The organism is Streptomyces sp. NPDC050619 (assembly GCF_040654815.1).
In the GTDB taxonomy this organism is placed as follows: Bacteria; Actinomycetota; Actinomycetes; order Streptomycetales; family Streptomycetaceae; genus Streptomyces.
The window spans coordinates 261,336-276,104 of the sequence record NZ_JBFAIR010000003.1 but is presented as its reverse complement, the minus strand read 5'-3'; the positions used below and the strand labels follow the sequence as shown (position 1 = coordinate 276,104).

The 14,769-nt window shown below is 71.8% G+C and carries 11 protein-coding genes and 2 pseudogenes; 11 read left to right on the top strand and 2 right to left on the bottom strand.

What is annotated here, in order from left to right; all coding sequences use genetic code 11:
- Window positions 1-90: 90 nt before the first annotated feature.
- Window positions 91-881: pseudogene (locus AB0I77_RS07220) on the top strand (erythromycin esterase family protein); the annotation flags it as partial.
- On the opposite strand, the gene AB0I77_RS07215 reads toward AB0I77_RS07220, so the two are convergent.
- Window positions 878-2,014 carry a metalloregulator ArsR/SmtB family transcription factor gene (locus AB0I77_RS07215; RefSeq protein WP_363281383.1) on the bottom strand — a complete coding sequence of 379 codons (1,137 nt, stop codon included), beginning with the start codon at window positions 2,012-2,014 and terminating at the stop codon, window positions 878-880. The pseudogene AB0I77_RS07220 and the gene AB0I77_RS07215 sit on opposite strands and share 4 nt — an antisense overlap.
- Before the next feature lie 56 nt (window positions 2,015-2,070).
- Between AB0I77_RS07215 and AB0I77_RS07210 the strand changes: the two genes are divergently transcribed.
- Both AB0I77_RS07210 and AB0I77_RS07205 read left to right on the top strand, forming a co-directional pair.
- Window positions 2,071-3,369 carry an MFS transporter gene (locus tag AB0I77_RS07210; protein ID WP_363281382.1) on the top strand — a complete coding sequence of 433 codons (1,299 nt, stop codon included), beginning with the start codon at window positions 2,071-2,073 and terminating at the stop codon, window positions 3,367-3,369.
- On the top strand, window positions 3,336-4,343 hold the full coding sequence (locus AB0I77_RS07205; protein ID WP_363281381.1) for an FkbM family methyltransferase: 1,008 nt from the start codon (window positions 3,336-3,338) through the stop codon (window positions 4,341-4,343). Before AB0I77_RS07210 ends, AB0I77_RS07205 begins: the two co-directional genes overlap by 34 nt.
- Window positions 4,344-4,350: 7 nt before the next feature.
- Here AB0I77_RS07205 and AB0I77_RS07200 read toward each other — a convergent pair.
- Window positions 4,351-4,512: pseudogene (locus AB0I77_RS07200) on the bottom strand (TerC family protein); the annotation flags it as partial.
- Window positions 4,513-4,693: 181 nt separating this feature from the next.
- On the opposite strand from AB0I77_RS07200, the gene AB0I77_RS07195 reads away from it, so the two are divergent.
- From AB0I77_RS07195 to AB0I77_RS07160, 8 genes are all read left to right on the top strand, one after another.
- Complete coding sequence (locus AB0I77_RS07195; protein ID WP_363281380.1) at window positions 4,694-5,674, top strand: alpha/beta hydrolase; 981 nt, start codon at window positions 4,694-4,696, stop codon at window positions 5,672-5,674.
- A 97-nt stretch (window positions 5,675-5,771) separates the two neighbouring features.
- On the top strand, window positions 5,772-6,761 hold the full coding sequence (locus AB0I77_RS07190) for a helix-turn-helix domain-containing protein (protein ID WP_363281379.1): 990 nt from the start codon (window positions 5,772-5,774) through the stop codon (window positions 6,759-6,761).
- 359 nt (window positions 6,762-7,120) lie between these two features.
- Complete coding sequence (locus tag AB0I77_RS07185) at window positions 7,121-8,152, top strand: hypothetical protein (protein WP_363281377.1); 1,032 nt, start codon at window positions 7,121-7,123, stop codon at window positions 8,150-8,152.
- 53 nt (window positions 8,153-8,205) lie between these two features.
- Complete coding sequence (locus AB0I77_RS07180) at window positions 8,206-9,477, top strand: FAD-dependent monooxygenase (RefSeq protein ID WP_363281376.1); 1,272 nt, start codon at window positions 8,206-8,208, stop codon at window positions 9,475-9,477.
- Window positions 9,478-9,558: 81 nt separating this feature from the next.
- The gene (locus AB0I77_RS07175) at window positions 9,559-10,962 is read left to right on the top strand and encodes an MFS transporter (protein ID WP_363281375.1); all 1,404 of its coding nucleotides are present in this window, start codon (window positions 9,559-9,561) and stop codon (window positions 10,960-10,962) included.
- A 46-nt stretch (window positions 10,963-11,008) separates the two neighbouring features.
- On the top strand, window positions 11,009-11,857 hold the full coding sequence (locus AB0I77_RS07170) for a xanthine dehydrogenase family protein subunit M (protein ID WP_363281374.1): 849 nt from the start codon (window positions 11,009-11,011) through the stop codon (window positions 11,855-11,857).
- On the top strand, window positions 11,854-14,229 hold the full coding sequence (locus AB0I77_RS07165; protein ID WP_363281373.1) for a xanthine dehydrogenase family protein molybdopterin-binding subunit: 2,376 nt from the start codon (window positions 11,854-11,856) through the stop codon (window positions 14,227-14,229). Before AB0I77_RS07170 ends, AB0I77_RS07165 begins: the two co-directional genes overlap by 4 nt.
- Window positions 14,226-14,768 carry a (2Fe-2S)-binding protein gene (locus tag AB0I77_RS07160; RefSeq protein WP_363281372.1) on the top strand — a complete coding sequence of 181 codons (543 nt, stop codon included), beginning with the start codon at window positions 14,226-14,228 and terminating at the stop codon, window positions 14,766-14,768. Before AB0I77_RS07165 ends, AB0I77_RS07160 begins: the two co-directional genes overlap by 4 nt.
- The last annotated feature ends 1 nt before the right edge of the window (window position 14,769 follow it).

The following is a 14,769-nucleotide window of genomic DNA, read 5'->3' as shown; positions in this document are numbered from 1 at the left end:
CGTCAGTGCGGCCTCCAGCGGCTCCAGCCCGCCGGCCGCCCGCACCTGGTGGACAGACCGTGCCTGCGCGCCAGATCGATCGACCTACGGACCGCGGGCACGGGCACCCTCGACGAGGTCATGCGGTGCGGATTCCGCCACGGGTGGGGCGCGTCCACGGCCAACCGCGAACTCGTGTGCTGGTTACGGGCGTTCAACGACGGTCGGCCCGCGTCCGAGCGAGTCCGCTTCGCCGGTGTCGACGGTCCGCTGGAGATCACCCACGCCGAGAGCCCCCGGCAGTCCCTCACCGCACCCCACGACCACCTCTTGGCCCGGGTGGACGCGGACCCGCTCCCCTGCGCCGCGGAAACGCTCGACCGCCTGCTCGGCACCGACGACCGGTGGACCGAGCCCGCCGCGATGACGGACCCGGCGCAGTCCGTGGGGCAGTCGGCCGAGGCCAGTCGGCTGCGGCTGCGGCTGCTCGCCGACGATCTGGCGGCGCTGCTCGACGCGCGGACGCCGCACCTGATCACGGCGACCTCGCGGGAGGACTACGACCGGGCGCGCTTGTTCGGGCGTACCGCGATCGGCCTGCCGCGCTACCACTTCAGGATGGCCGACACCTCGCCGGGCCGCATGACGCGGCTGGTGGGCCTGCGCGACCGGATGATGGCCGACAACCTCCTCGCCGTCGCCGAACGAGGCCCGGCGCTGGTCCACGCCCACAACCATCTCCAGCGCGGCAAGAGCACGATGCGCATGTGGGACCAGCCACTGCTGGAGTGGTCCGGCCCGCGCCCCGCGTATCTCCCTGGTTCGGCTACTCCCCGCTGAACCCGGCCCAGTTGGCGGGAATCGACGGCATCGTGTTCGTCAAGGAGCTTCCGCGGAGCTAGTGCTCCGTCAGTTGGTCGCCGAGCGCGCTGCGCCGGTACAGCACCCGGCGTCCGTCGCGGGCCCGGCTGACCAGGCCCGTCGCGTGCAGGACCTTCAGGTGCTGGGACACGGCGCTGGGAGTCACGCCGAGACGGCGGGCGATCTCGACGGTGGGCAGCGGCTCGGCCAGCAGCCGCAGGACCGTCGTGCGGGGCGCGCCGAGCAGTGCGGACAGGGCCGAGGCGTCGGGTTCCGGTACCGGCTCCCACAGGGTGGCGGCGCCCCGGCTCGGGTCGGCCAGCATCGGCGGTTGCGCGGCGCTGACCGGGGGCGCCGGTTTGTGTGCGAACAGGGACGGCACCAGGCGCAGTCCCCGCCCGGATCCGTCCACCTGGTGCCGCCCGATCATTTTGTCGATGCGGAGCACCCCGCCGTCCCAGCGAAGGTTCGGATGCAGGTCGGCGAAGAGCAGATGCGCCCCGCCGGTCGCCAACTGCCGTGCGCGGTAGGTGATGTCCGCCTCCAGCACGAGCCGCATCCGCGGCCATGACGGCAGCAGCGCGAACTCCCAGTAACGGAGCAGGACCTGGCACAGCCGGTCCGACGGCGCGGCGCCGGGCCCGGTGACCGCGCGCAGGGCCTCCGGCAGCGGCCCGGGCGCGTGAACGGCCGTCAGGTCACGTCGTACGACCTCCCCCGGCGTCGCCCGTACGACGGCCAACTGCTCGTCGATCGTGGGCGCGAAGGTCGTCGGTCTCGGCGTCAGGAAGTCGGGCAGCGCCAGGGTCGGTCCCACCAGAGCCGCCAGCAGCCGGGCGTCGGCCGGATCTAGTGCCCCGGCAGGCAACGTTTGCCCGTCAAGGAGCGGCGTCCGGTGCGTGCTCTCGGCGTGCCGGCCGGAAGGCCCCGTCGATGGACCGGACGTACTTGGGCTTTCGGCCGGTGCGGCGAGAGGGCGTGCCGGACGCCGCGACGGGGCGAACCTTGCCTGCCGGGGCACTAGGTCGCGCAGGACGGACGCGCGCCACGGGCGGTGCAGGGGATAGAGAGCGGGGGCGCGCAGGGCCCGCAGGCTGCCCATCACCTCGCGCAACGGCGAGAGCGCGAACCGGGTGTCCGCGAGGTCCTCGACGTCGAGCAGGAAGCTGATCATTAAGCCCCCGGCTACATCCTTTGGCCACCGCGCGTCCGTGCCGTGGACTTCGGCGCATGACACAACGCATCCACCGGCAGCGTACAGCGCACCGGCCCGCAGGTCCCCGGGTGATCGCACTGCTGGGCCTGGCCTGCGGCGTGGCCGTGGGCAACGTCTACTTCCCGCAGGCCGTCAGCCCGTTGGTGGCCACGGGTCTGGGCGTCTCCCCCGATGCGGCCACCTCGGTGGTGACCGCGACCCAGTTCGGTTACGCGGCCGGTATCTTCCTGCTCGTCCCGCTCGGCGACCGGCTGGTCCCCCGCCGGCTGATCGTCACGCTGCTCACGCTGACGGGGCTCGGACTGCTCGCCGCGAGCGCCGCGCCGGCCCTGGTGCCCCTCGTCGCCGTCTCCGTCCTGATCGGCACGGCGACGGTGGTCGCGCCCCTGGCCGGACCGCTCGCCGCCGGTCTGGTGCCCGAGGAGCGCCGGGGCGTGGTCAGCGGCACCCTGCTGAGCGGTTCCCTCGCCGGCATGCTGCTGTCCCGCACGGCCGGCAGCGCCCTCGGCGACTGGCTGGGCTGGCGGGCGCCGTACGTGTGCGCCGCGGCGCTCTCCCTGACCGTGGCCGTCCTCCTGTCCCGCACGCTGCCGACCACTCCGCCGCCGTCCGCTCAGCGCTACCCGGCCCTGCTGGCGGCACCGCTGCGGCTGCTGCGCGCCGAGCCCGAGCTGCGCCGCTCCTGCCTCTACCAGGCCACGGTGTTCGCCGGTTTCTCCGCCGTGTGGACCGGCGTCGCACTCCTGCTCACGGGTCCGGAGTACGGCATGAGCGCGCGGGCCGCCGGGCTGCTCGCCCTGGTCAACGCGGCCACCATGCTGTGCACGCCGTACGCCGGGCGCCAGGTGGACCGCCGGGGGCCGGACGCGGTCAGCCTCGTGTGCTTCCTGGTGGTCGGCGCGTCGGCCGCGGTCCTGGCGCTCGGCAGCCTCGGCGGTGGACCGGGGATCGCCGCCCTGGTCGTCGGCACCCTGCTGCTCGACGTCGGCATGCAGTCCGGGACGGTCGCCAACCAGGTGCGGATCTACGCGCTCGGCGCCGATGTCCGCGGCCGGCTCACCACCGCGTACATGACCTGTGCCTACCTCGGCGGCACCGCCGGCTCCTGGCTGGGAACGTATGCATACGCCGGCTTCGGCTGGTCAGGCGTGTGCATGCTGGTCGCCACACTGGCCACAGCGGCTCTTGTCCGTCACTTGACGAACCCAAAGAGTCACCGGGCCGACGTAATGCGTTCAAACCAACAACCACTTCCCGTCATCTCTGCAAGGGTGAGTGAATGCAGACCCTTTACCGACGACTGCTCAAGCTGATGCCCCGACTGGGCATGCAGGTGACCGATCTCGGCCCCGGAAGCGCGGTGGTCTCGCGGCGCGGCGGGCGGGTCCGGACCCCGCTGGGACCGGGTGCCGATCTGCTGACCCGGGACGGCGGCCGCTACCAGGTGACCACCACCGGCGAGGACGCCTGGCTCGTGGCGCGGAACCAGACCCGCCAGAAAGGGAAGTCCGGCGGGCGGCTGCGCACCGTCCCCCTCGGCGCCACCGGAGCGCATCTCCTGCTCGACGACCAGGCCGGGACCGACGAGCGCAAGCTCCAGTTGTCGGCCGCCGAGTACCTGTGCCATCAGCACGTGGCCGCCATGCTCGACTTCTACGGCGTGAACTGCGTCTTCGACGTGGGCGCCAACACCGGCCAGTACGCCAAACGTCTGCGCCGCCTCGGTTACAAGGGACGCATCGTCTCCTTCGAGCCGACCGCGGAGACCTTCGCCCGCCTGGAGAAGGCCGCCGAGAAGGACCCCAACTGGTGGGTGTACCAGCTGGGCCTGGGCAGCGAGGACACGGTCAGCTCCATCCATGTGGGCTGGAAGACGATGAACTCGCTGCTGCCGCCCAGCGACTACGGCCGCGACCGCTACCCGCGCTTCGAGACGCAGCGCACGGAGGAGATCCAGATCCGGCGCCTGGACGGCATGATGGAGAAGGCGCTCGACGGCATCGCCGAGCCGCGCCCGTTCCTCAAGATGGACACGCAGGGCTTCGACCTCGAGGTGTTCACGGGCGCCGGGGAGCGGATCGCGGACTTCCTGGGCATGCAGTCGGAGGTCGCCGTGCTGCGGCTGTACGAGGGCAGCCCGGCGATGAACGAGGCCATCGCCACGTACGAGAAGAGCGGCTTCGGGATCACCGGCATGTATCCGGTGACGCGCGAGGCGGCCACGGGCCGGGTCGTGGAGTTCGACTGTGTCCTGATGCGCGCCGAGGCGGCCCCCGCGAAGGACTGACCGGCCGCTACGCCACGCGTTCCGTCCCGGCGGCCTCCTGCTGCTTCGCCGCTCGCAGGCTGGTCGGCGTGGTGACCGCCAGGACGAGCACGATGAAGCCGAGCGAGAAGGGGATGCCGATCTCCGGGACGTGGACCCCGGACTCGTGCAGTGCGTGCAGGACCAGCTTCCAGGCCGTCCAGATCTGACGTTCACTGGATCAGCAGGTCAGGGCCGGGAGCGCGGCGTGCAGCCGGGGGGTGCCACCCGCCGGACGGCGGGCAGGTTCCGCCGTCCGGCGGCGCTCCGGACGGCGGCCGGTGTGCGGATTATGGCGCTACGAGCCGCCGCGCCCCGCGTGAGGAGAAACCATGAGACACGCCCCGCCCCCGTTCGACCCGGAGCTCGCCGCCGCCCTGGATCTGATCAAGGAGTTCATATCGCCCGGCTTCGGCCCGGACGACATCGACGTCCTACGCCAGGGCCCGACGGTCCAGCAGCTGGCCGAGCTGGACGTGACCATGGGCGGGTTCTTCGAGGTCGAGGACCGCGCGGTGCCGGGGCCCGAGGGCGCTCCCGAGATCTCGCTGCTGATCTGCCGGCCGACCGCCCCGGCGCTCGCGGTCGGCCTCCCTCTGCCGGTCATCTACCACGTGCACGGCGGCGGCATGATCCTCGGCACCAATCGGTTCGGCGTGGACGGTCCCTTGACCTGGGCGAAGGAGCTGGGCGCGGTCGTGGTGTCCGTGGAGTACCGGCTGGCGCCCGAGCATCCGCATCCCGCCCCGGTGGAGGACGTCTACGCCGGTCTCGTCTGGACGGCGGAGCACGCGGCCGAGATCGGCGGTGACCCGGAGCGGATCGTCGTCGCGGGCGCCAGCGCGGGCGGCGGGCTGAGCGCGGCGCTGGCCCTGCTCACCCGGGACCGCAAGGGGCCGCGGCCGATCGGCCAGCTGCTGATGTGCCCGATGCTGGACGACCGCAACGACACCCCGTCCTCCCATCAGATGGCGGGCCTCGGCGTCTGGGACCGTACGGCGAACGAGACCGGCTGGTCGGCGCTGCTCGGCCAGGCGCGCGGCGGCTCGGACGTACCCGCGTACGCGGCGCCGACCCGGGCCGAGGACCTGACCGGGCTGCCCCCGGCCTTCCTGGACGTGGGTTCCGCGGAGACCTTCCGGGACGAGGTCGTCGCCTATGCCTCACGGATCTGGCAGGCCGGCGGGGTGGCCGAGCTGCACGTGTGGCCCGGCGGCTTCCACGGTTTCGACGGCTTCGCCCCGCAGGCGGCCCTCTCGCAGGCGGCCCGGGCGGCCCAGCTGGAGTGGCTGCGCAGGCTGCTGGGCGACTGACCGCCGCCTCCGGGGAGGCACCCTCGGTCGTTTCCGTACAGCGGAAGCTCTCCACGCAGTCTGCACGGAACCTGACCGCATAGCGCACCATGGATGTATGAAAGAGCTGGCCGGGCGCCTGACCGCGCTGGACCCGGACGCCGGTGCCGCCGTCCAGGTCATCGCCTACTTCGACCGGCTGGTCGAGTCCCGGGCCGGCCTGGAGGCGCTGGTGCGCGGGGCCGCGGTGCTGTCCGGGGTCCCCGCCCGGCTGGCCGACACCGAGCGGCGGGCGCGTGTCCGCGTCGAGGCCGACGGCATGCGCCGGGACTCGGATCTCCCGCCGGATCCCGCCTGGCCGTTCGCGGCACTGACGCCGGGCGGGGCGCCCGCCCTGTGGCTGGAGCGCCCGGAAGCGGCGCCCAGTGTGGTCGACGCGGTGATCCTGGAGCGGGCCGCCGGTGCCGTACGGCGTGTCCTGGACCGCACCCGGGGCCGGGCCCCGGTCGACGATCCCGCGCTGGTCGAGACGGTCCTGGACGCCACGGCTCCGGAACCGGCCCGGCTGCACGCGGCGCGCGGGCTGGGGCTGGACATCGGCGCGCCGGCGCGTGCCCTGGCCCGGCGTGACGGCCAGTCCAGGATCGTTCCCGCGCACTCCGACGCCGGACTGCCCGCCGGGCGCCTCGGAGTCGGCCCCGCCGTCCCGGTGCCCGACCTGCCGCGTTCCTGGGACGCCGCCCGCATCGCCCTGCGCTTCACCGCGGACGGCACCGCCCAGGACCCGGGCCCGCTCGTGGTGCACGCCGACGAGCTCGGCGGCGTCGCCCTCCTCGCCGACCTCGTCACACCGGGCGCCGAACCGCCGCCCGACGTCCACGCCGTGGAAGCGGCCGCCACGACCGCACCCTGGCTGCTGGCCACGCTGCACGCCGTGGCCTCGACGGCGAGCCTGCGTGCGGCGGCCGCCGAGATCAACGTCCACCACTCCACGCTCCAGGACCGCCTGACCCATGCCGAGCACCTGCTCGGCTGGCCGGTGCGCACGCCCCAGGGCCGGCTGAGACTGCAACTGGCACTGACCATGCGGCACTTGGCGCGCCCCTAGGCTCGCCTCGGGGCCGTCACGACGCTCAGTCGAGTTCCTCGGCCGGGACCCACAGTTCGCGGATCGTCCGGCCGCGGATGCGGCCGATCGCCGCCAACGCCTGACCGACGCGCTTCAGGACTCGAGCTGACGGTCCGTCATGAAAGAACCGTGTTAACTCGGCCCACGCCCCCTTGCCAAGCCGAGATAGTACGTGTTCGGATTATCTCAGTCGGGCGGCGCCCCACCGTCCCGTATCCGCTGCTCAACTCCCGTCCCCTCCCTCCTTCCAGCGCCGTGCCCGGAGCACGGCTGCGCCATGCCCGGTTCGGGTACGAGGAGCGACGGGAACCCGTCAGCAAGCCCCCGGGAGGAAGCCCGTGTTCGATCTTTCGTCCGTCGATCTGCTCGACGCCTTCACACGTGAGCTGCGCCTGTGCAAGCTGCGCAGCGGCGAGCATGTCGTGGTGCTGTCCGAGCCCGGCAGCCGCGGCGACTACGTCGCGGCCGCCTTCGGAGCGGCCAAGGCCTGCGGGGCGCATGTCATCGCCGCGACCGTGCCGGGCGGCAGCCCCGCGCCGATGCCCAGCACCCACACCGGTGCGGGCCCGGGCCTGGTCTCCGTACTCCACGACAGCACCGCGCAGGACCTGCTGAAGTCGGCCGACCTGGTCGTCGACCTGACCCGTGAGGGCTTCATCCACGCGCCGGTCCAGCAGGAGATCCTGCGTGCCGGCACCCGCATCATCTTCGTCTGCGACGCCCCCGACGTACTGATCCGCAATCTGCCCAAGGAGGGCGACAAGGCCGAGGTGCTGGCGGGCGTCGACCTGCTGAAGCGGTCGTCCGTCATGCGGGTCACCTCGGACGCGGGGACCGACCTGACCGTTCAACTCGCCGGGTCGAAGCCGGAGTTCCAGTGCGGCTTCGCCGACGATCCGGGCCGCTGGGACCACTGGCCCAGCACGATGGTGCTGTGCTGGCCGGAGATCTCCGACGGGCAGATCGTACTCGCCGAGGGCGACATCCTGCTGCCCTTCAAGGAGTACGTCCGCTCCCCCGTCACCCTGCAGATCACGGGCGGGCACATCGAGAAGGTGTCCGGCGGCGCCGAGGCCGCATTGCTGTCGACGTTCTTCGAGGACGCCCAGGACCAGTGGGCGCGCAGCCTCTCCCACATGGGCTGGGGCCTGATGCGCACCGCCGACTGGTTCGCCACGGCGATGTACGGCAAGGACGACCTGATGGGCATGGACGCCCGCGCCTTCGCCGGCAACTTCCTCTGGTCGACCGGCCCGCATCCGGTCCTCGGGCGTGAGTCGTACGCCCACCTCGACATCGCGATGCGCGGCTGCACCGTCACCGTCGACGACGTCGCGGTCGTCACCGGCGGGCAGCTCACCGACGGCTGACCGCGTCGGCTCGCGCACGAAGTGCCCGTACGTGCCCGCGAATTGGAGGAAGCGTGGCGTCCAGTCAGTCGTACGAAGTCACCGTCGTCGGGGGAGGTCTCGGCGGGCTGACCGCAGCGCTGGCTCTGCGGCAGCGCGGTCTGCGGGTCACCGTCCTGGAGCAGGCGGCCGAGCTCGGCGAGGTCGGCGCGGGCATCCAGACGGCGCCCAACGCGAGCCGGGTGCTGATGGGTCTCGGGCTGCGCCGCCAGATGGAGGCCATCCGTACCGAGCCGCTCGATCAGGTGCGGCGCCGGTGGCAGGACGGCGGCATCGTCGGCCTGACCTCGCTCGGGCAGCGTTGCAAGGACGAGTTCAACGCCCCTTACTGGCACTACCACCGGGCCGATCTCCACCGGATGCTGCTGGACGCGTGCGTCGATCCCGCCGGTCCCGGCCCCGTCGTGGCGGTGCACACCGGGAGCAAGGTCGTCGAGCTGGACCGCACGGACCCCGAGCGTCCCGTGGCCGTCATCGAGAACGGGCGTCGCCAGGCCGGCGACGTGCTCATCGGTGCCGACGGCATCCGTTCGCGGACACGTGACCTGATCGGTCTCTGCGACACGCTGCTATTCTCGGGCGAGATGGCTTACCGGGCGCTGATTCCGGGCGAGTTGATCGCCGCCGATCCGGCGACGCGCTGGCTCATGGACCGCTTCCAGAGCACTATCTGGTACGGGCCCGACCGGCATCTCGTCCACTACCTGATCCGTGGCGGCGAGTACCTCAACGTCGTGGCCTGCGTGCCCTGCACGGACGAGGTCGCCGAGAAGTGGAGCGTGTCCGCGACCGCGCAGGATCTCGTGGACGCGTTCCCCGGCTGGGACGACCGCGTGCCGGCCATGCTGTCCAAGGCGAAGGAGGACGTCTCCGCCTTCGCGCTCCACCACCGGCGCCGCGATCCGGTGTGGATGGACGGCCGGGTCGCCCTCCTCGGCGACGCCTGCCACGGGATGCTCCCCTACCAGGCGCAGGGCGCCTCGCAGGCCATGGAGGACGCCGCCGTACTGGCCGAGGAGCTCGGCGCGGTCACGGCCGCCGGGGTCGAGGGAGCGCTGCGCCGCTATGTCGACCGGCGCGCCAAGCACGCCGGAATGGTCCAGGACGCGTCACTGCGGAACAAGGACTTCTACCACCTGCCCGACGGCCCCGAGCAACGGGCCAGGGACGAGAAGCTGCTCAGGAACTTCGACGGGGAGTCGGACCTGTCCTACGACTGGCTGTGGTCGGGTACCCCCCTTGACGACCCCGATCTCGGCGCCTTCTCCTACCAGTTCGGCCGCTGAGCCTGGCCCCCCCTCGTCCAAGACGGCCCCCTCACGAAAGGATGCCCCGTCCCCCCACCCGCCCCCTCCCGTGGAGCGAACGTGAAAACAGGCGATCAGATCGTTCAGGAACTCCCTTGGAAATGGCCCGTCCAGGGCAAGATCTTCATCATCGGCGGCCTCGGCTACCTCTTCGACGCGTACGACATCGCCCTGAACGGCTTCCTCATGCCGCTCGTGGGTGCGCACTTCGACCTCTCGCTCGGCGATCGCGGGCTCGTCGCCACCGCCAACCTCGTCGGTATGGCCGTCGGCGCCATCATCTGGGGTTCGGTCGCGGACCGGATCGGCCGGAAGAAGGCCTTCAGCGTCACGCTGCTGATCTTCGCCCTGTTCTCCGTCCTGGGCGCCCTCTCCCCCACGTATTCCGTCTTCCTCGCGCTGCGTTTCCTCGCGGGCATCGGTCTCGGCGGCTGTATTCCGGTGGACTACGCGCTGGTGAGCGAGTTCTCGCCGCGCAAGTACCGGGGCCGGGTGCTGACCGCGCTCGATGTGTGGTGGCCGGTGGGCATCACGCTGTGCGGCTTCGTGTCGACGGCGCTGCTGTCGGCCGACGGGAACTGGCGGTGGATGCTGGCGACGATGGTCCTGCCCGCGCTGCTGCTGTTCTGGGCCCGCCGCGGCATCCCCGAGTCGCCCGTCTATTTAACGCGCAAGGGCCGCGAGGCGGAGGCCCGCGAGGTCATCGACGACCTGGTCGCCCGCACCGGCGCCCGCGTCGTGCCGTACGTGATTCCCGAGCCCGTCGCCGAGACCGGGCCGCGCGGAGTGGCCGCCGCGGCCGAACAGCTGCGCGGCATCTGGCGCTTCAGCCCGCGCATCACCTCCGCGGCCTGGCTGCTGTTCGCCACGATCATGCTGGTCTACTACGCGGCCCTGAGCTGGATGCCGTCGATCCTGCGGGACGAGGGCCTCGGCGACACGGCGGCGTTCATGAAGACCACCCTCATGAGCGCCGTCGGCATCGTCGGGGTGCTGGTGTCCACGGCGCTCGTCGACATCGTCGGCCGCAAGTGGCTCATCGGGGTCTCGGCGCCGGTCGCGTCCCTCGCGCTGGTGGTGTTCGCGCTGGTGATGGAGATGCCGACCGGGTCCGTCGTGGCGATCGCCGTCTTCGGCTTCCTGATCCAGCTCACCATTCCCGTCCTGTACGCGTACGTCTCGGAGCTGTATCCCACCGAGCTGCGGGCCAGCGGTTTCGGCTGGGCCTCGTCGGTCAGCCGGGCGCTCACCGGGTTCGCCCCGATGGTGTTCGGCTCGCTGATGTGGCCCCTGCTGGGGCTGCCGTGGACCTTCGCGGTGCTGGGGATCGCCGTACTGCTGGCCGTGGTGTGGATGGCGGTCGCGGCGCCCGAGACGAAGGGTCGGGGACTCGACGAGGACAGCGACGGCAAGGAGTCGTCGGCACTCGCGCGTCAGGGTGTCGCCGAGCGGGCGGTCTTCTGAGCCCCTGAGCAGCACGGCCCCGCACGCAACGCCCGACAGGAGGACCATGAAGCCCGCCCCCTTCCAGTACCACCGGGCCCGCGACGTCGACGGAGCCGCGCGGCTGCTGGCCGAGCTCGGTGACGACGCCAAGGTCATCGCCGGCGGGCAGAGCCTCGTCGCGATGATGAACTTCCGGCTGGCCCGCCCGCGGCACCTCGTCGACATCGGCGGACTGCGGGAACTGGACCGCATGCACCGGGACTCCGGCGGCGGTCTGCGCATCGGGGCGCTCACCACCCATCACAGGGTGGAGACCGACCCGGACGGGATTCTGGGGGCGGGCTTCGAGGTCCTCAAGAAGGCCATGAGCTGGATCGGGCACCTCCCGATCCGCACCCGGGGCACGGTCGGCGGCAGCATGGCGCACGGCGACGCCACCGCCGAGTGGTGCCTGCTCGCGGTGGCGCTCGGCGCCGAGTTCGTGGCACGCGGTCCCCGGGGAGAACGGAGGATCGCGGCCGGGGACTTCTTCCTCGGCTACTACACGACGGCCCTCGACCCGGACGAGCTCCTGGTCGAGATCGTCTTCCCGCGTCCCGCGCCGCATGCCGCGCTCACCGAGTTCGCCGAGCGGCGCGGGGACTTCGCCCTCGTGGCCGCCGCCGTCGACCTCGACGTCGAGGACGGCGAGGTGCGCTCCGGCCGGGTGGCGCTCGGCGGTGTGGCGTCCGCCGCCGTCCGTGTGCCCGAGGCGGAGGCCGTGCTGACCGCCGGCGGCTCCTTCGAGGCCTGCGCGTCCGCCGCGGCGGAGGCCGTCGAGCCCCCCGCCGACGCGTCCGGCTCCACGCACTACCGCAAGCAACTCGTCCGGACCCTGGTCCGGCGCGCCTGTGAGGAGGCCATGTCCCCATGAATGAACGGATGTTGGTGGGCAGGTCGGTCCCGCGCCGCGAGGACCCTCGGCTGCTGTCCGGGCGCGGGCGGTTCGTCGACGACATCGCGCTGCCCGGCATGCTGCACGCCCAGTTCGTGCGCAGCACCGTCGCCCACGCCGAGATCGCCTCGGTGGACCTCTCCGCGGTGTGCGAAGTCCCGGGCGTCGTCGCCGCGTTCACGGCGGACGACCTGGAGCTGGGCGACATCGTCGCCCAACTGGGTCGCCCGCTCTCGGAGTTCGTCCCGACCGCCATGCCGGTCCTCGCCCGCGACAAGGTCCGCTTCGTCGGGGAGCCGATCGCCGTCGTCGTGGCCCGCGACGCGTACGCTGCGGAGGACGGACTCGAGGCGGCGAAGGTCTCCTACACGACGCTGCCGCCGGTGACGTCCGAGGAGGCGGCGCTCGCCCCCGGCGCCCCGCTCCTCCACGCGGAGGCCGCGCACAACACACTGTTGGACCTCTCGCTCTTCGCGACCGAGGGCATCGACGAGATCTTCGAGTCCGCGCCCTGTGTCGTCGAGGTCGACACGAGGACCGGACGGCAGAACGCGCTGCCGCTGGAGACCCGGGGCGTCGTGGCGCACTGGGACGACCGCGAGGACCAGCTCGTTCTGCGGACCTGCACCCAGATTCCGCACCAGGTGCGGACGGTGGCGTCCCGATGTCTGCGGCTCGACGAACGCGCCGTGCGGGTCGTGGTGCCCGACATGGGCGGCGGATTCGGCCAGAAATGCGTCGTCGGCCGCGAGGAGATCGCCGCCGCGGCGGCCGCGCTGCGGCTGCGGCGGCCGGTGAAGTGGATCGAGGACCGCAAGGACGCCCTGTCCGCTTCGTTCCTCGCCCGCGAGCAGCACTACCGGTCGCGCGCCGCCTTCGACGCCGAGGGCAGGATCCTCGCGCTCGACGCGGACGTGGTCTGCGACATGGGCGCATACTCCTGCTATCCCTTCACGGCGGGCATCGAGCCGCTGATGGCGTCCGCCGAGATGCCCGGCGTCTACAAGGTGCCCGCGTACCGGGTGCGGGGCAGGGCGGTCACCACCAACAAGGCGCCCACCGCGCCGTACCGCGGCGTGAGCCGTCCGCAGTACGTCATGGTCGTGGAGCGGCTCTTCGAGCGCGCCGCCCGCGAACTGGGCCTGGACCCGGTCGAGATCCGCCGCCGCAACGTCATCACCGACTTCCCGTACACCGGCGTCAACAACATCACGTACGACCCGGGCTCCTACCTGGAGTCGCTCAACCTGTGCGAGCAACTCGTTCGGGAGGAGGGCTGGTACGACAAGCAGCGGGCGGCGGCTGCCGAGGGGCGGCACATCGGCATCGGCTACTCCTGCTTCAGCGAGCGCACCGGGTACGGCTCCGCGGCCTTCGCGCAGCGCAAGATGCGGGTGGTGCCCGGGTTCGACATCTCCGAGGTGCGGATGGACACCAGCGGCGCGGTCACCTTCACCACCGGCACGATGAACCACGGACAGAGCCACGAGACGACGATGGCGCAGATCGTCGCCGACCAACTCGACCTGGACATCGCCAAGGTGAGGATCCATCAGGGCGACACCGACCGCATCACCTACGGCTGGGGCACCTTCGCCAGCCGCTCCATCACCATCGGCGGCAGCGCCGTACGCCTCGCCGCGGCGAAGCTCGGCGACAAGCTGCGCGCCATCGCCGCCGCACGCTGGGGCGTAGCCCCCGAGGAGGTGGAGCTGGCGGACGGCGCCGCGCGCCGCCGCGACGCCCCCACTTACCAGGAGGATGTCCTCACCTACGAGGAGATCGCCGACATCGCCTACCTCCAAGCCCACCTGCTGCCGAAGGACATCGAGCCGGGCCTGTCGGTCACCGCCACCTTCGACGTCTTCGGCGACGGCACCTTCGCCAACGCCACCCACGGCTGCGTCGTCGAACTCCACGAGGGCACCGGGCAGGTGGAGATCCTGCGGTACGTGTGCGTCGAGGACTGCGGTGTCGCCATCAACCCACAGGTCGTGGAGGGGCAGTGCCGGGGCGGCATCGCGCAGGGCATCGCGGGCGCGCTGTTCGAGCAGGTGACGTACGACGACCAGGGCGAGCCGTCGGCGACCGGCTTCATGGACTACAAGGTGCCCACCGCCCACGAGATCCCCGATGTGCTGATCCACCACCTTCAGACGCCCAGCGCGTTCACCGAGACCGGCGCGAAGGGCGTCGGCGAGGGCGGCACCATCGGGGCGCCCGCCGCCGTCCTCAACGCCGTCAACGACGGCCTGCGCTCCACGGGGATCGAGCTCGACCAGACCCCGGTGACGCCCGAGACGGTGCACCGCGCCCTGAACCGTGCCCTGAACCTGGAGTTGTCCTCATGAACCACGACGCCGTTACGGTGCAGCCGGAGCTGCAACTCATCAGCCTCGACGTCAACGGCGAGCAGTACGACGTCGTCACCGAGCCCCGCCGCACCCTCGTCGACGTTTTGCGGCACGCGCTGCGGCTGACCGGTACGCACGTCGGGTGCGAGCACGGCATCTGCGGCGCCTGCACGGTCCTGGTCGACGACGCGCCCGTCCGCGCCTGCCTGATGTTCGCGGCGCAGGCCGAGGGAGCCCGGATTCGTACGGTCGAATCGCTGAGTAAGGGCTCTGGTGGTGAACTGAGCGATCTGCAACGGGCGTTCAGCGAGCACCACGCGCTGCAGTGCGGGTTCTGCACGCCTGGGTTCTTGATGCTCGCCGAGGGGTTCCTCGCCGAGCGGCCGGAGGCGACCAAGGAGGAGATCCGTGAGGTGGTCGCCGCCAATCTGTGCCGGTGCACCGGCTACCAGACCATCGTCGAGGCGATCGACGGATGCGCAACGGCTCGGCGCGGGGCCTGCGCACAGCCCTGTGACAGCAGCAAGGAGCACTGAC

What these genes read in the sequence shown, in the direction of transcription:
- AB0I77_RS07210 (WP_363281382.1), top strand. Translation starts at nt 2,071, where the DNA reads ATGACACAACGCATCCACCGGCAGCGTACAGCGCACCGGCCCGCAGGT.
- AB0I77_RS07215 (WP_363281383.1), bottom strand. Translation starts at nt 2,014, where the DNA reads ATGATCAGCTTCCTGCTCGACGTCGAGGACCTCGCGGACACCCGGTTC.
- AB0I77_RS07195 (WP_363281380.1), top strand. Translation starts at nt 4,694, where the DNA reads ATGAGACACGCCCCGCCCCCGTTCGACCCGGAGCTCGCCGCCGCCCTG.
- AB0I77_RS07190 (WP_363281379.1), top strand. Translation starts at nt 5,772, where the DNA reads ATGAAAGAGCTGGCCGGGCGCCTGACCGCGCTGGACCCGGACGCCGGT.
- AB0I77_RS07165 (WP_363281373.1), top strand. Translation starts at nt 11,854, where the DNA reads ATGAATGAACGGATGTTGGTGGGCAGGTCGGTCCCGCGCCGCGAGGAC.
- AB0I77_RS07160 (WP_363281372.1), top strand. Translation starts at nt 14,226, where the DNA reads ATGAACCACGACGCCGTTACGGTGCAGCCGGAGCTGCAACTCATCAGC.
- AB0I77_RS07170 (WP_363281374.1), top strand. Translation starts at nt 11,009, where the DNA reads ATGAAGCCCGCCCCCTTCCAGTACCACCGGGCCCGCGACGTCGACGGA.
- AB0I77_RS07205 (WP_363281381.1), top strand. Translation starts at nt 3,336, where the DNA reads ATGCAGACCCTTTACCGACGACTGCTCAAGCTGATGCCCCGACTGGGC.